Source organism: Algoriella xinjiangensis (assembly GCF_900115015.1).
In the GTDB taxonomy this organism is placed as follows: domain Bacteria; phylum Bacteroidota; class Bacteroidia; order Flavobacteriales; family Weeksellaceae; genus Empedobacter; species Empedobacter xinjiangensis.
Map to the genome: position 1 here is coordinate 132,353 of NZ_FOUZ01000010.1, position 15,287 is coordinate 147,639.

The 15,287-nt window shown below is 32.0% G+C and carries 11 protein-coding genes and 1 riboswitch; of the genes, 4 read left to right on the top strand and 7 right to left on the bottom strand.

Annotation, left to right across the window (positions count from 1 at the left end):
* Window positions 1–88: 88 nt before the first annotated feature.
* Window positions 89–4,684 (bottom strand): translocation/assembly module TamB domain-containing protein, encoded by a 4,596-nt coding sequence (locus BM072_RS10865; RefSeq protein WP_143080487.1) that lies wholly within the window; start codon window positions 4,682–4,684, stop codon window positions 89–91.
* 63 nt (window positions 4,685–4,747) lie between these two features.
* On the opposite strand from BM072_RS10865, the gene tsaD reads away from it, so the two are divergent.
* Complete coding sequence (tsaD, locus tag BM072_RS10870; RefSeq protein ID WP_092908693.1) at window positions 4,748–5,767, top strand: tRNA (adenosine(37)-N6)-threonylcarbamoyltransferase complex transferase subunit TsaD; 1,020 nt, start codon at window positions 4,748–4,750, stop codon at window positions 5,765–5,767.
* Window positions 5,767–6,474, top strand: coding sequence for an RsmE family RNA methyltransferase (locus BM072_RS10875; protein WP_092908694.1), 708 nt, complete (start codon window positions 5,767–5,769; stop codon window positions 6,472–6,474). Before tsaD ends, BM072_RS10875 begins: the two co-directional genes overlap by 1 nt.
* A gap of 52 nt (window positions 6,475–6,526) precedes the next feature.
* Here the strand turns inward: BM072_RS10875 and BM072_RS10880 are convergent, their stop codons facing one another.
* Window positions 6,527–8,017: a helix-turn-helix domain-containing protein gene (locus BM072_RS10880; protein WP_092908695.1), complete on the bottom strand. Its 1,491-nt coding sequence runs from the start codon at window positions 8,015–8,017 to the stop codon at window positions 6,527–6,529.
* 115 nt (window positions 8,018–8,132) lie between these two features.
* Here BM072_RS10880 and aceB point away from each other — a divergent pair, with 115 nt between their 5' ends.
* Both aceB and aceA read left to right on the top strand, forming a co-directional pair.
* Window positions 8,133–9,716 (top strand): malate synthase A, encoded by a 1,584-nt coding sequence (gene aceB, locus BM072_RS10885; protein ID WP_092908696.1) that lies wholly within the window; start codon window positions 8,133–8,135, stop codon window positions 9,714–9,716.
* Window positions 9,717–9,780: 64 nt separating this feature from the next.
* Window positions 9,781–11,058: an isocitrate lyase gene (aceA, locus tag BM072_RS10890; RefSeq protein WP_177190309.1), complete on the top strand. Its 1,278-nt coding sequence runs from the start codon at window positions 9,781–9,783 to the stop codon at window positions 11,056–11,058.
* Window positions 11,059–11,128: 70 nt separating this feature from the next.
* Here the strand turns inward: aceA and BM072_RS10895 are convergent, their stop codons facing one another.
* The 5 genes from BM072_RS10895 to BM072_RS10915 all read right to left on the bottom strand — a co-directional run bounded on the left by BM072_RS10895 (window position 11,129) and on the right by BM072_RS10915 (window position 14,888).
* Window positions 11,129–11,884 (bottom strand): SDR family oxidoreductase, encoded by a 756-nt coding sequence (locus tag BM072_RS10895; RefSeq protein WP_092908698.1) that lies wholly within the window; start codon window positions 11,882–11,884, stop codon window positions 11,129–11,131.
* 106 nt (window positions 11,885–11,990) lie between these two features.
* Window positions 11,991–12,362: a helix-turn-helix domain-containing protein gene (locus tag BM072_RS10900; protein WP_092908699.1), complete on the bottom strand. Its 372-nt coding sequence runs from the start codon at window positions 12,360–12,362 to the stop codon at window positions 11,991–11,993.
* A 21-nt stretch (window positions 12,363–12,383) separates the two neighbouring features.
* Entirely contained in the window at window positions 12,384–12,821 is a 438-nt protein-coding gene (locus tag BM072_RS10905) for a hypothetical protein (RefSeq protein ID WP_092908700.1), read from the bottom strand.
* 9 nt (window positions 12,822–12,830) lie between these two features.
* Window positions 12,831–14,021 (bottom strand): MFS transporter, encoded by a 1,191-nt coding sequence (locus tag BM072_RS10910; RefSeq protein ID WP_092908701.1) that lies wholly within the window; start codon window positions 14,019–14,021, stop codon window positions 12,831–12,833.
* 72 nt (window positions 14,022–14,093) lie between these two features.
* Window positions 14,094–14,888: an alpha/beta fold hydrolase gene (locus BM072_RS10915; protein WP_092908702.1), complete on the bottom strand. Its 795-nt coding sequence runs from the start codon at window positions 14,886–14,888 to the stop codon at window positions 14,094–14,096.
* 290 nt (window positions 14,889–15,178) lie between these two features.
* A riboswitch (SAM-I-IV-variant riboswitch) is annotated at window positions 15,179–15,281 on the top strand.
* The last annotated feature ends 6 nt before the right edge of the window (window positions 15,282–15,287 follow it).

The window sequence follows — 15,287 nt, forward strand, 5'->3', positions numbered from 1 at the left end:
TTGTAATAATAGTTCAAAAAAGAAAGAACTAATCACTTTTGTTTGTTTGCGCGAGTTTATTGTCTAACCACAATAAACTCTTTTTTATTTATCTGATTCTCACCAAACCTCTGCGCGCACTTTTTGGTTTTGCAACCTCAGTTTTTTGATATGAAACCTTTGTAGAATCTTTTAAATTTTGTCGAATAGAATCTATTCGTTTTTCTTCAGCTTTTGGCATTTTATAAGTCGGAACAGAATCTAACGAGATTTGTTTTGAGTCTGATGATTTATTTTTTGATTTATTTTGACGCTCCTCTAATCCTAAAAATCCTCTGAATGTGTCAAAATTCTTGTTGTACATAATTCCTACACCAAAACTTTGATTCAGATTATTATTCATTCCAGGAAGTAAACCAAATGTTGTTGGTTTTGTAAAAGCTTTCAATAATAATGAACCATTATTTACTCTAGATATATCATAGGTTACATCAAAATTACCATCAAAAGTTTCTTGTACATTTCTGTTATTTGTAACCGCAATACCATACGAACCTTTTACGCTTAAACGATTATTGATTTGATAAGAAACTGACGTTCTAATTTTATCATTTGTAAGCGATTGCTCGCTCCCACCAACGTATTCCATCTGTATATCAACATCGCTCGCAATAGAAGACAACATACCTGCAATGGTAGAAAGACCAATATCTGCCGCTGTACTGGTTACACCTGATTGTACAGCAGATGCATCTCCAAATTTACCCGTCAATAAAATGTAGCTAAACTGCAACATTTGTTCTTCGGTATTTGCACGAAATTTAGATTGTAACTGAGAATTAATATCCGAACCTGCATTTGGAATAGATAATCCAAAGTCAATAATTGGTTTTTTAAGTGTTTCTGATATATTAATCGATAAAATCGCATCATAAATTTGAGAGAAACCAATTCCTAAATAATCTCCAACATTAGATACAGAACGTTGATACTCAGCCGCAATATTAATTGTTGCATCTAATGGATTACCTGCAAATTGCACAGATGATCCTTTTTTAATTTTAAAATCTTTTGGTAAAACTGGAATTTGTCTAAACTCGTACGTTCCACTTTCTATATTATATACACCCGTTAAACTTAATCCTGTATTGTTTAAGAAAAAGCGAAGATTTTCTGCAGTTCCTCTTGCCGAAGCCTTATCATTAGTCGCCGCATCAAAAATTAGGTTAACCATTGCATTTGGATATGCATTTATATTTACATCAACCGTCATTCCTTTTGGCGCGCGCACGTTGTCTTTTCCGTTTGCATCTTTCTTTTTAAGATCTGGCACAAAACGAACCAAATGATTTTCGGCTTCAATTGTTGTACTTCCTGTGTTAATTGTTAACTCAGAATTCCCTACAACTGTCGCATCACCAGAAATCTCTAATTCTTCTACTGGTCCAAACATTGAAACATCTCCTTTCGCAAATATTTTACCATAAAACAATTCGTTTTCGCGAATACTTGTATTCATTACCAACAAATTATCCGTGTCAAATTGTAAATTGAGACCCCATTTACTTAAGTTTCTGAAAAGTATCGCACCATCCACTTTTCCTTTTGTATTATGCGCTGTGTCTTTAAAATTAATATCATTAAGCATAATAATTCCTTGTCCACTTCCCTTTTTAGAAACAAACAAATCATTTTCGCCTTCAAATAAATAATCAGTTCCAAGAAAATTAACTTTCAACCCAAGATCTTTTGCCACTAAAGTTCCGTTAAGATTTGGTAAATCTACTGGCCCATCAATGTGAACATCGCCCGATAAAGTTCCGCGCATGTTAGAGAAAACGGTTTTTAAGAAGCCTTCTAAAAAGTCAATATGAAAATCATCTAAATTGGCATCAACATTTAGCTCTGGACCGGTTGGTTTACTGATAATATCACCTCGCGCAATCAATGATTCTATCTGCTCTTTCTGCAAACTCATGTCAAAATTAAACACTTTATCAGCAACATTATAACCTCCGTTTAGGGTTAAATTACCAAGCTCAAAATCGTTTAATCCAAGGTTATCAATTTTAGCTTCTAAAGTCGGTTCTAGCTTTTCTTTGGTACGAACTACATTTACTTTTCCGTTTGCAACACCTACAATTTTCAGGTTATTAAGTAATGTTTTTGGAATAATTTTTTCTAAATGAAGATCATTAAAATCTGCATTAAAATCATAATCTTCCTTATTTTTATATAAACCACTAATTTTAAGAAATTGCTCTTCCGATTCTAACGAAAAATCTTCAACTTTTAATGAATTATTAACTCTATTAAAAATCATTCGGTTAGAGTTTGCATCATTCATATGATTAATCGTCCATCGTGTCGAATCAATTTGAATTGTTGATGGCGAAAATCCGAAGATTAAATCGTTGTCATTTTGTACAGTATGAAATAAATTTAGATTAAATAGAATCGGGTTTTTCTTTCCGATATTAAAATCAGTTGTTAAAACCAACGTATCATTTTTCGGAATCGAGTTAATATTAAGCGCATTAAGCGTTACACCACTCACTTTTAAACTATCAATTTTTGCATTAAGCGTTGGCACTTCTGCAATTGTATTTAGATTAACTTTTGACTGAAACAATTGTATTCCAGCATATTTTATTCCTGGCGTATCTAAATTTGCTTCTAATTGATTTTTATTTCCATCAATAAAACCTTTAATCGTCGTTTCTGGTTCTATTTGAATTGATGGATCAATGTATTTTAATAAATTTTGTTGTACATAAACATCAAATGCGAAAGATTGATTTGGCGAAACTTTTTTGTGTCGGAAAGATGGCACCAAATTAACCAACGAATTATTGATAACATTTGCAATTTCAGTCACATTAAAACGTCCATCTAAAGTCGCACGCATATAATCTGGCACATCGACTGTCATTATTTTATGCGCACCATTTATCTGAGAATTCACGTTAACATGAGCCAATTCTAAGGTATCTTTTTTAGATCGGAAATAAAGGTTTTTAATATCTACATTTCCATTAAAATCGTTGATATTTGTCAATCTAAAATCACCAACAACATCACCGCGAACTACTGCTCCTAGGTTTTTCGTTAACCCAAGAAAATCTAAGTTTACATTTCTAATATTTGATGTAAAATCAAAGTCATACGGTTTTCCACTAAAATTAATTTTACCCTTTAAGCTTGCATTCAAATTTGGATCTTTGATATCAAATAAACCATTAAACTGGTAATTTTTAACCAAACCATCAACCGTAATATTTTGATAGCGTTTTCCCATCAAATCCATATAACGCAAAGTTCCGTCTACATCTAAATTTATAGTTTTAAGATCAGTTCCTTTACCATCAAAACGTAATTTACCACTTACAAAACCTAAATCTTTGGCTTGTGTAATTTGGCGTAAATTAAGGTTTTTAGCATCCAAAGTTCCTTTATAAATCATGGTCTTCGGCGTTTTGTAATTACGCAATTGCGCTCGTACATCAGCATCGCCCAAACCAGTTACGGCATAACCACTAATGTTAACATCGGTCGGATTAAGCAAAAGATCACCTCGATAATTCATGTTTCCAAAACGAGATAACATATTCGGAATTTTCTTCGAAACAAACGTTGGTAAAAGATTAATTACTTTTTGATAAGATGTATTGATTTTTGCGTTTTTAGTACTAAATCTAAGCTTAGAACCATTCATCATATCTTGCAATTGCAAACGCGATGCACCAACATAATTATCGCCACCGTTTAATTCAAAATCAGTAAACGTCAAATTATTTAGTGTTCCGTTTACTTTTCCGTACACATTAACCGAAGAATTTTTATCGAAAAGTGGTGTAAAATATCTTATCTCTTTAAAATTAATTACAGAACCACGGTCAAAGAAAACATCCCAATTTACTTTATTATTAAAATCGGACATATCTGCCGGTTGATTATAACTCAACAAAAGATTTCCATTAAGCACAGATGTATTTGTACGAAGATTTAAATTTCCTACTCTAATTTCTTTTTTAGAATAGTGTACATCTCCCGTAAAGTTCTGAACTGTGTATGTTTCTTTATTTCGTTCGGCTACGAAGCAAAAATTTTCTAATTTTCCAGTGATATCAGAATCAACCAATTTAAATTTACTTACCGCAATATTTACTTGTTTTGCATCTAACCAAACATTGCCCGAATTTTGATTAACGATAGAAACTTTACCTTCTTCAATTAAAAAATCACCATCAAGTTTGAATATTTTTTTAGGATCTTTTGGCTTATCAGAACTAAAACCATTAATAAATTTCACGAAATTACTTACCGAATCATTTTTATACGTAATTACACGAATTTCGGGTTGTACTAATTTTACTTCGCTCAAATCAATGTGATCTTTTTTGATTCCTGGCAGCAAAGTCCAAACATTAATGGTCGTTTGCAAGTCTTTAGCTTTCAGAAAATCATAATTATGATCATCTTTTATCGTAACACCGTACAAATGTATACGTCCAAAAAAATCAATATCAACAGATTTGACATTCATTTTTGTGTTCAACGATTTATTTAATTTTTCTAAGGCGAAATGAGCTATTTTGGTCTGAATAGCAGGAATTTGAATTGCAATTACCACCGTTAAAACAAGCGTTAAAACAAGTATTAACAAAGGCAAAATAATTCTTCCTATTCGTCTGACTATTTTCAATGGTTTAAATTTACGATATTTGCAGTGTAAAAATAAGTTATAAATTTTATTCTACAAGGAATTATGAGCGTTAAAAACTACATTTTAGCCATAGAATCTTCTTGTGATGATACAGGCGCAGCAATCATTTGCGAAAATGAGATCATTTCTAATGTTGTTGCAAGCCAAAAAATTCACGAGTTATATGGTGGCGTAGTACCAGAATTAGCATCGAGAGCACATCAACAAAATATTGTTCCCGTAGTAGATCAAGCCCTAAAACAGGCAAATATCACCAAAGAAAATCTAAAAGCAATTGCGTACACGCGTGGTCCAGGATTGATGGGATCTCTTTTAGTTGGCGGAAGTTTTGCAAAATCTTTCAGTCAATCTCTAAATATTCCATTGATTGAAGTTAATCACATGCAAGCACATATTTTGGCAAATTTTATAGAAGATGCCAACGATGAAAAACCTACTTTTCCTTTTTTATGTTTAACGGTTAGTGGTGGACACACGCAAATTGTTAAAATAAACGATTATTTTGACATGGAAATTTTGGGTGAAACTATAGATGACGCTGCTGGAGAAGCTTTTGATAAAGCAGGTAAAATTCTAAATTTACCTTATCCTGCAGGTCCAATTATTGATCAAAAATCTAAAATTGGAAATCCTAAAAAATTCAAATTTGCGAAACCAAGAGTTGACGGTTTAAATTTTAGTTTTAGTGGATTTAAAACATCCGTTTTATATTTTATTCAGAAAGAAGTGAAGATCAATCCAAACTTTATCGAAGAAAATATTGATGATTTATGCGCTTCTATACAACACACTATCGTAAATATTTTGATGGAAAAAGTAAAAAAAGCAACCGAAGAAACTGGAATTAATCAAATTGCAATAGCAGGTGGAGTTTCGGCAAATTCGGAAATTCGTCAACGATTAAAAGAAGGAAAAACTACATTTGGCTGGAAAACTTTTATCCCTAAATTTGCTTATACAACAGACAATGCTGCGATGATTGCAATGGTTGGATCGTTAAAATACGACCGCGAAATATTTACAGAAAATACAGCAAAATCTGTTGCTAAATACCATATCTAATGAAATTATTTTTTGGAGAAATAAACCAAGATTCAGCAATCTTAAGCGAAGAAGAAAGTCATCATTTTGCAAAAGTTTTACGTGGAAATGAAGGCGATAAAATTCATGTAACAGACGGAAAAGGAAACATGGCCGAATGCGAAGTCGTTTCTGTTTCTAAAAAAGCTGTTGAAGCAAAAATCATTGATTTAAAAACAGATTTCGAAAAGAAAAATTATTATTTACACGTTGCGATTGCTCCAACAAAAACAATGGAACGTTTAGAATTTTTCTTAGAAAAAGCAACTGAAATTGGAATTGATGAGATTACTTTTTTACAAAGTTTTCATTCTGAACGAAAAAACATAAAACTAGAACGTATTGAAAAAATTGTGCAATCTGCAACAAAACAATCGTTAAAAGCCTATTTACCAAAAGTAAATGATTTGACAAAATTTACTGATTTTGTTAAAACAGATTTTACAAATTTCACCAAATGTATTGCACATTGTGAGGCAGATATTACACGAACGCCTTTCGAAAATGTATTGCAGACAAAACCTCAACATATTTTGATTATGATTGGTCCTGAAGGTGATTTTTCTCGAGATGAAATTCTTTTAGCACAAGAAAATAATTTTACTGGAATTAGCTTAGGACAACAACGTTTTCGTACAGAAACTGCTGCATTACAAGCGGTTTTTGCAACTGATTGGGAATTGAAATAACAAATAATATCACTAAAAAAGCCGAATCAATGATTCGGCTTTTTTTTTATATTTAAATTTTATTTTCTTCTTTTATAAAATCATTAATAATTACGTTTAAACGTTTAGTACGAATATTTTTCTCGAAACGTGACGGTTTTGCTGCTCGATCAGCGCAATTTTCCATTCCACAATTTTCGCATGTAACCGCAACTTCACGAACAGGAATTTGAGGATCATTCATAAATTTTATTTTTCGTTGTGCCGATTTATATAAAACTCCAATCGTTACACTTCTCAAATAATTTGGATTAAACGGATCTTTTGTTGCAGACGAAATCACATAATATTTTTGATTATTATTGAACGGATAAATCGAAATTTGAGCCGAAATTTCGTGATGATCATCTTTCTGATTTTCTAATTCTTTTAAAACATTTAACGAAACCCAACGACGACAATAATGCTCTTCAGTTTCATTTGCTTGCGGCGATTGTTGCTGATTAAGATGTAATTCTTTTGTTAATTTATAAGAATTTGAACCAACTTTTGTAGACAAACGCAAGAAAAATAAATCGCGAATATTAAAATGTTTTGGCAACAAATTCGTCATTCGTTGATAAACTGTTTCGGGCGATTCGGTATACTTTCCTAATATTTCCTGAAATTTTGACAAATCATGCGATTCTAATGCAAATAAATTCTGCATATCTTTTAGTAACTTATCTTCTGGCAAAAGTAATGCTCCAGCAAAATACGACGCATAAAAATTATTTAATAATTGATCGAATTCCTCAAAACTTGCCCAAGAAAACGTATAAAGTCTTTTGGTTAAATTTAAATAATTATAACCCAATTCTTTTGCTAAAATAAATCGTTTTTGATCATTATCTGTTGTCGAATTAATGTACAACAAATGTTTTTCTTTAATATATATCGAACGTAATTTGGCTAATTCTGCTGCACCTAAATCCTTAAAATCTTTGTAAACAATTGTATAATTATACTCTTCTTTCAGAATTTCTTCCATCGTTTCATTCGTTACAGAATCGTCCGAATTCACTAAATATTCTTTTAAAAAACTTTTAGCCGATTGCTCTATTTCAGGAAAATAATTATCATTTGCTTCTTGAAAAGAGCGCAACGAAGCCAAATAAAAACTCTCTTTTGTTAAATTGTAATTATTTCCAATTTCAATTAACGTCGAAATAAATGCATTTACTTTCATTGGTGCATTCGAAATAATCTCAATCAAATCTCTTTCTTCTATTCCAAAAAGCTCCAAAGGAATTTCTTGCAACAAATTTGATTGTAAAATTTCGGCAATTGGCGCTAAATTTTTATCTAATTTCAACGAAACTATTTCATCATAAGGTATCTCTAATGCTTCTGCAAGCAAAATAATCTTATCAGTTTTTGGATATTTTTTACCTTTTTCAATCTCATTTAAATAAGATTTTGAAAGCCCCGTTAACTTAGATAACTTAAACAAAGACAAGTCTTTAGAAGCTCTAACTTGTTTTAGTTTCAATCCAAAAATTAATTTAATATATTCTTCTTGCATAATTTTTTTAAAAATGTTTGGTAAATGTAAACGAATTTTTATAATTTAGCGAACGTTCGCTGGAAGTTAATTTCCGCTGATAACCAAAACCAAAATTACAACAAAAACACAAAAAATGGATACTATTACAAGTGAATTAAAATTATCACATCATGTACTGGATAGTTATCCGGACATTTTGACAAAAGAAGCAGTAGAATTTTTGACTGCTTTGCACAAAAAATTTAATGACAAACGTCTTGAATTGTTAGCTGAAAGAAAAGAAAGACAAATCTTTTTTGATTTAGGAAATTTTCCTTCTTTTCTATCAGAAACGAAAGAAATCAGAAATAGTGATTGGCTAGCCGCTCCTATTCCTGCTGATTTACAAGATAGACGTGTTGAAATAACTGGTCCTGTTGATCGTAAAATGGTAATAAACGCTTTAAATTCTGGCGCTAAAACATTTATGGCTGACTTTGAAGATAGTAATTCTCCGACATGGGATAATAACTTACAAGGACAACAAAATTTAAAAGACGCAGTAAATGGTACAATTTCTTTAGAATCTAAAGGAAAAACATACCAACTAAATAATAAAACAGCTGTCTTGATCGTAAGACCAAGAGGGTTGCATTTAAATGAAAAGCATATTGTAATCAATAAGCAAGAAATATCAGGCTCACTATTTGACTTTGGTTTATATTTTTTCCATAATGCACACACGTTACTATCCAAGCAAAGTGGGCCTTATTTCTATCTTCCTAAATTAGAACATCACCTTGAAGCCCGTTGGTGGAATGATGTTTTTGTCTTTGCACAAGACTATTTAGGAATTCCGCAAGGAACAATTAAAGCGACAGTTTTGATTGAAACGATTACAGCTTCTTTTCAGTTAGATGAAATTATCTACGAATTAAAAGAACATATCGCAGGACTTAACTGCGGACGTTGGGATTATATATTTTCTTATATCAAGAAATTTAAAAAACATCCAAATTTTATCGTTCCAGATCGCTCTCAAGTTACCATGACTTCTCCATTTATGGCTGCATATTCGCAGGCTGTAATTCAGCGTTGTCATAAACGTAACATTCATGCAATTGGCGGAATGGCAGCTCAAATTCCCATCAAAAATGATGAAGAAGCTAACAATGCTGCTTTTGAGAAAGTGAAGAATGATAAATTACGCGAAGTAAAAAATGGACATGACGGAACTTGGGTTGCACACCCAGCATTGGTTTCTGTTGCATTGGATATTTTTAACAAATACATGCCTCAACCTAATCAAATTGATAATAAACGAGAAGATGTTGTAACAACAGCCGAAGCTTTATTAGAATTACCAAAAGGAACGGTGACAGAAAAAGGAATTCGTGACAATATAAATGTCGGAATTCTATACATCGAAAGTTGGTTATCTGGTAAAGGCGCGGCTGCATTATACAATTTAATGGAAGATGCTGCAACTGCAGAAATCTCGAGAACACAAGTTTGGCAATGGCTACATCAAAACATTACTTTAGAGAATGGATGCGAGTTTAATACCGAAAAATATAAAAAAATAAGAGCTGAAGAAGTTCTCAAAATAAAAGAATTAGTTGGAGAAGAAAACTACAAATCTGGAAAATTTGAAAAAGCAATTCAAATTTTTGATGAATTAGTTTTATCGCACAAGTTTACCGAATTTTTAACATTAGAAGCCTATAAGTATATTTAAAAGCCCTATAACCAAAGCAAAACACACACACAACACATACTCAAACCAAAACACAAAAACAATTATGAGCAACCAAGACAGAATTCAGAAAATTCAGCAAGATTGGGAAACTAATCCACGCTGGAAAGAAGTTACTCGTCCTTATACGGCAGAAGACGTTATTAGACTGAGAGGTTCTTTGGACATTGATTACACTTTGGCAACTTTAGGCGCTAAAAAACTTTGGGAAGGCTTAAACAGCAAACCATACATGGCTGGTTTAGGAGCATTAAACGGAAATCAGGCAATACAAGAAGTACAAGCTGGCTTAAATGCTATTTATCTTTCGGGATGGCAAGTTGCTGCAGATGCTAATTTATCAGCAGAAATGTATCCAGATCAATCATTATATCCTGCAAATTCGGTTCCGATGGTTGTAAAACGCATCAATAATGCATTGCGCCGTCGAGACGAAATACAATCTGTAACTGGTCAAGGTGAAATTGATTATATGGTTCCGATTGTTGCTGATGCAGAAGCTGGTTTTGGAGGAAATTTAAATGCTTACGAATTGATGAAACAAATGATAGAAGCTGGCGCTGCTGGTGTTCATTTTGAAGATCAATTATCATCTGCCAAAAAATGTGGTCATTTAGGAGGAAAAGTTTTAGTACCAACACAAGAAGCGATCAACAAATTAGTTGCTGCACGTTTAGCTGCAGATGTTTGTGGTACGCCAACTTTGTTGGTTGCAAGAACTGATGCAGAAGCTGCTAACTTAATTACTTCTGATATTGACGAAAGAGATTTACGTTTCATTATACCTGGAAGTAGAACTTCTGAAGGTTTTTACAATGTAAAAAACGGAATTGAACAAGGTATTGATCGTGCATTAAGCTATGCACCTTACGCAGATTTAATTTGGATGGAAACTTCTAATCCAGATTTAGGAATGGCTAGAGAATTTGCACAAGCAATACGCGAAAAATATCCAAATCAAATGTTAGCTTATAACTGTTCTCCATCTTTTAATTGGGCAAAACATTTAACTGTTGCTCAAATGGAAACATATCGTGAAGATTTGGCAGAAATGGGTTATAAATTTCAATTCATCACACTAGCAGGATTCCATGCAATGAACACGTCTATGTTCGAATTATCTCGCGCTTACAAAGCAAGAGGAATGGCTGGTTACTCTGAATTACAAGAAAGAGAGTTTGCTTTACAACATGAAGGTTTTGCAGCCGTAAAACACCAATCATTTGTAGGAACTCAATACTTCGATTACGTACAAAATACCGTGCAACAAGGTGCTTCGTCTACTACAGCTATGGCTGAAAGTACGGAAACCGCACAATTCTAATACTTACATACTTTTCAATTAAAAAGGACATCCCGCAACGATGTCCTTTTTTAATTTATGTTAGATTATTTTATCTTGTTGTATAACCTCCATTTGCAAATATTGTTTGCCCAGTAATCCACCAACCATCAGTCACTAAAAACTCAACCAAAGGTGCAATATCTTTAATGTCCGTTAAACCGCCAAGTGCAGATGCAGATTTATGGTAAGCAACAGCCTCTGGTTCTTCTTGTCCATAAAAAAATGGTGTATCCATAGGACCAGGCGCAACTCCAGTTACAGATATTCCTCTATCTCCAAATTCTTTAGATGCCATTCTTGTAAAATGCTCTACAGGCGCTTTTGCACCAGCGTAAGTAGAATACAAACCAGTATAAGCAGCTAAAAGAGAAGTAACAATTGTACAAATTTTACCATTATCATTTAAAGACTTTCCTGCTTCTTGAATAAAGAAATATGCTACTTTAGAATTAATATCAAACATTGTATCATACTCTTCCTCAGTCGTATCAAGAAATGGTTTTTTCAAAACCATACCAACTGTATTTATCGCGATATCTACACCTCCAAATTTACTTTTGGCTTCCTCAAAAAGTTGTTTAATGTTACCTACTTTTGTTAAATCTGCCTGAAATGTGAATGCTTCACCACCAGAATTTACAATATCTGCCAATGTATTTTCTGCATCTGCTTTTGTACTATCGCTATTGTAATGAATAACTACTTTAGCACCTTTTGCTGCAAAATCTCGGCTTAATAAGCCTCCTAAATTTTTAGCACCTCCAGCTATTAATACGACTTTTCCGTTTAAGTTGTTTCTTTCCATTTTATTTGGTTTTCAATATTTTACTATTCATAAATTTAATTAAAACAAAAATAGTAATGAGAAAAAAATATAATATGGTGAACTTTTCGGTTTTTTTGTGAAAAGGCTAAATTTTATTCTCTTTTTTAAATTGTCCTGGAGTTAATCCAACAAATTTCTTGAAAAATTTAGAAAAATTAGAAGGATCATAGGTTAACATTTTGGCAATTTCTGCAACCGATTTTTCATTCTCTAACAATAATTCTTTTGCTTTTTCTATTATCTTATAATCATAAAAATAACAAGGATGATGATTTGTTGTTTGCTGAATAGTATCTGTTAGATGTTGATGAGAAATAAACAATTCGGATGCAATTTGATTAATTTCTAGAAAATCAGTTGTTTTGCCCGAAATAACATCAGCAATATGTTGGTCTAAAAATTTAAAATAATTCTCAGTTATTTCCTCACTTCTACTTTGCTTATTATTTATTTCCATCTTTTTTTTGAATAATAAAACCTAATTTACATCAAGTATTTGGAATGATTTGTTATTTATTTCGAACAAATCATTTTTTGATTTACCAATCAATTCTTTAACTAAAGGTGTTTGTGTAGACAGAATAAATATTTTTTTACCGTTATTTTCTATCTCACCAAAACTACACGCAATACAAAAATTACCCATCGAAGTTTCCACATAACTGCCCAAACCTACAATTGGATTATCAATAATTTTAAGCTTTGAGAAAATATCTTGTTGAATCAAAACATCATTCAATTGGTTTTGAATTCGAGTAATTTCTTGCTGCATCATTTCGCGCGAAGTTTCGTATTTATCGCCCATGCTACTTTTTGTATCATTATTTGACGCACGTAAATCTTCAATCAAATGATTAAAATAGTTAATTTTTTCTTCTATTTTATGTTGTATAACTTCGTAAAGTTCTGCTTTCATCTTTTAAAATTAAATTGTTTGCGGCTTATTTTTGAACCTCAACATATAAATTGTTCCAATAAAACAAATTAATGCCGAAACATAAATAACCATCGGAACACGATCTAAATAATCCTGAAAATACCAACCAGCACACAAAGCACCGAGACCAATTCCCGCTTCCATCGCAATATACATCGTAGCCATTGCTTTTCCACGTTCGTCTGGTTTACTAAAATCTATTGTCCAAGCATTAAGCGCAGGCGAAAGAATTCCTCCTGAAATTCCGTACACCAAACCACCTAAAATCAATCCTAATTTTGATTGTATGCTTCCTAATAAAATCAAGGCTACAATCAATAAAGCTAATCCTATTTTTATGACTAAAACTCGTCCTTTTTGATCTGAAATTTTTCCTGCAAAAAATCGCACTAACATCGATGAAATTGTAAAAACAATAAAAAATACACCTTTATTTTCAAAGCCTAAATATTCTGTCCAATCAGGTATTAAAGTTAAAATTGCGCCATACGCAACATATGATAAAAATGTGATTAAAGCTGCTGGTAAAGCTTCTTTCGCAAAAACATCTTTCCTAGAAATTTTTAATAATCCGACTCTAAATTTTTCTTTCTTAACTAAAGTTTCTTTCATGTTAAACAAAATCAAAATTGACATTAATGCAAAAAATGATGATGTAAAAAACATGGTATTAATTGACGAATATAACGTAATTGTACTTCCTAATGCTGGTCCTATTGCCATTCCTATACTAAAACAAATACCGTGTAAACCAAGTGCTTCGCCCCAACGTTCGCGCGGAATAATATCGGCAATATAAGCTGCTGTTGCTGTTGGTTTAAACCCTGTTGAAAAACCATGAATTAATCGTAAAAATAAAAATCCTGAAACAGATGTTAAAACTGGATATAAAATTCCACACACAAAGCACACAATTGATCCTATTGCCATAATAGGAACTCGACCAATTTTATCGGTCAATTTTCCGCTAAAAGGTCTAGAAATACCAGCCGTTAAAGTAAACAACGCGATAATAAAGCCTTTATATTCTGCTCCACCCAAACTGCTTAAATAAGCTGGTAATTCAGGAATCATCATATTAAAACTTGCGGCAAATAATAATGTGCTCATACACATTAATATAAAATTGATGTTATAAACGGGGTGCGAATTTAGTTTTTGTTGAATGGCGACAAACATAAAAAGGTAATTTTTTGCAAAGGTACTTCTATTCTAAATAAAAAAGCTTCCTAGTTATAGGAAGCTTTAAAATTATGCGACATTATTGATAAATTCCTTCTCGAGAATTCCATCAACTATTTTCTCAACTTGCTCTATTTGCTCTTTTAAAAGTGCATTGTCTTCAATTTGTTCTATCTCATAAAACTTTACAGATTTTTTAAGCTGATTTAGTTTTGTGTAATATCTTCTTAATTCGGCTTTGTTAAAAACATTGCCTTCTTTTACATAAATAACATGAATATTTGATTTGATGAATTGAGAAACTTCTAAAATATTACCTCTATTTTTAGAAATATCAATTGAATAAAAAATCGATTTTAAATATTCATTTTTTGCATTTGGTTCTTTTATCAACCATTGATCTGTTTTTGGACTAGCCGCAATCGGAATAATATTTAGCACTTTATTTGGAAATAAACAAGCCATTTCCCACGCAATTCCTCCACCTAAATCTGCACCAATAATCGCAAAAACTTCTTGCACTTCCAATTCAAACAACGTCAACCAAAACAACACCGCAACATCTCGGGCGGTAATTTGGTCGCGTGGTATATAATCGTACTTTATAGTTTCGGAAACACCATTTCCTGGAATATCAATACAAATAACCGTATATTCATTTAAATCAATTGCTTTGTTTTTTCCCATAACACCTTCCCAATGATACGTACAATCAGAATCTCCTTGTAAAGAATGATTAATCAAAATAACTGGAGCCGTTCCTAATGGAAGTCCAAATGTTTGAAATGTTACTGAAACTTGTTCTAAAATTGTGTTGTCTTCCAGCGGCCATACCGGAAGTGTTAATTGTTGTAAACTTTGCATTGTTTTAAAATTTTTGGTTGTTCTACTTGATTATTGCTAAAAAAAATCCCCATCGAAACAAATCGACGGGGAAATAAATAAATTAAAAAATAAAATCTCTTTTAATTATACATGACTTCCCACGTCTGGATATTCCAAACCTGTTTGCGAATCGACATCATATATAAACACGTAAATTTCATTTTTTGATTTTTTCTTCTATCAAATGTATAAAACATTTTTCGGAAAAGACTTAAATAAATCTTAATTTTTTGTAAAATTTTCCGAATTTAAAAAATAATTCTATATTTACACTGTATTTCGAATCGTTATAATAATAGAAGCGATACCAACCGAGAGTAGTCTCCACGGTGGTAAAATAATACGGGAATCCATCCAAAACAAACGTAAACTCCCCTA

Excerpts from the sequence above, each read along its gene's own strand:
- tsaD (WP_092908693.1), top strand. The coding sequence starts at position 4,748 with ATGAGCGTTAAAAACTACATTTTAGCCATAGAATCTTCTTGTGATGAT.
- BM072_RS10875 (WP_092908694.1), top strand. The coding sequence starts at position 5,767 with ATGAAATTATTTTTTGGAGAAATAAACCAAGATTCAGCAATCTTAAGC.
- BM072_RS10880 (WP_092908695.1), bottom strand. The coding sequence starts at position 8,017 with ATGCAAGAAGAATATATTAAATTAATTTTTGGATTGAAACTAAAACAA.
- aceB (WP_092908696.1), top strand. The coding sequence starts at position 8,133 with ATGGATACTATTACAAGTGAATTAAAATTATCACATCATGTACTGGAT.
- aceA (WP_177190309.1), top strand. The coding sequence starts at position 9,781 with ATGAGCAACCAAGACAGAATTCAGAAAATTCAGCAAGATTGGGAAACT.
- BM072_RS10895 (WP_092908698.1), bottom strand. The coding sequence starts at position 11,884 with ATGGAAAGAAACAACTTAAACGGAAAAGTCGTATTAATAGCTGGAGGT.
- BM072_RS10900 (WP_092908699.1), bottom strand. The coding sequence starts at position 12,362 with ATGGAAATAAATAATAAGCAAAGTAGAAGTGAGGAAATAACTGAGAAT.
- BM072_RS10905 (WP_092908700.1), bottom strand. The coding sequence starts at position 12,821 with ATGAAAGCAGAACTTTACGAAGTTATACAACATAAAATAGAAGAAAAA.
- BM072_RS10910 (WP_092908701.1), bottom strand. The coding sequence starts at position 14,021 with ATGTTTGTCGCCATTCAACAAAAACTAAATTCGCACCCCGTTTATAAC.
- BM072_RS10915 (WP_092908702.1), bottom strand. The coding sequence starts at position 14,888 with ATGCAAAGTTTACAACAATTAACACTTCCGGTATGGCCGCTGGAAGAC.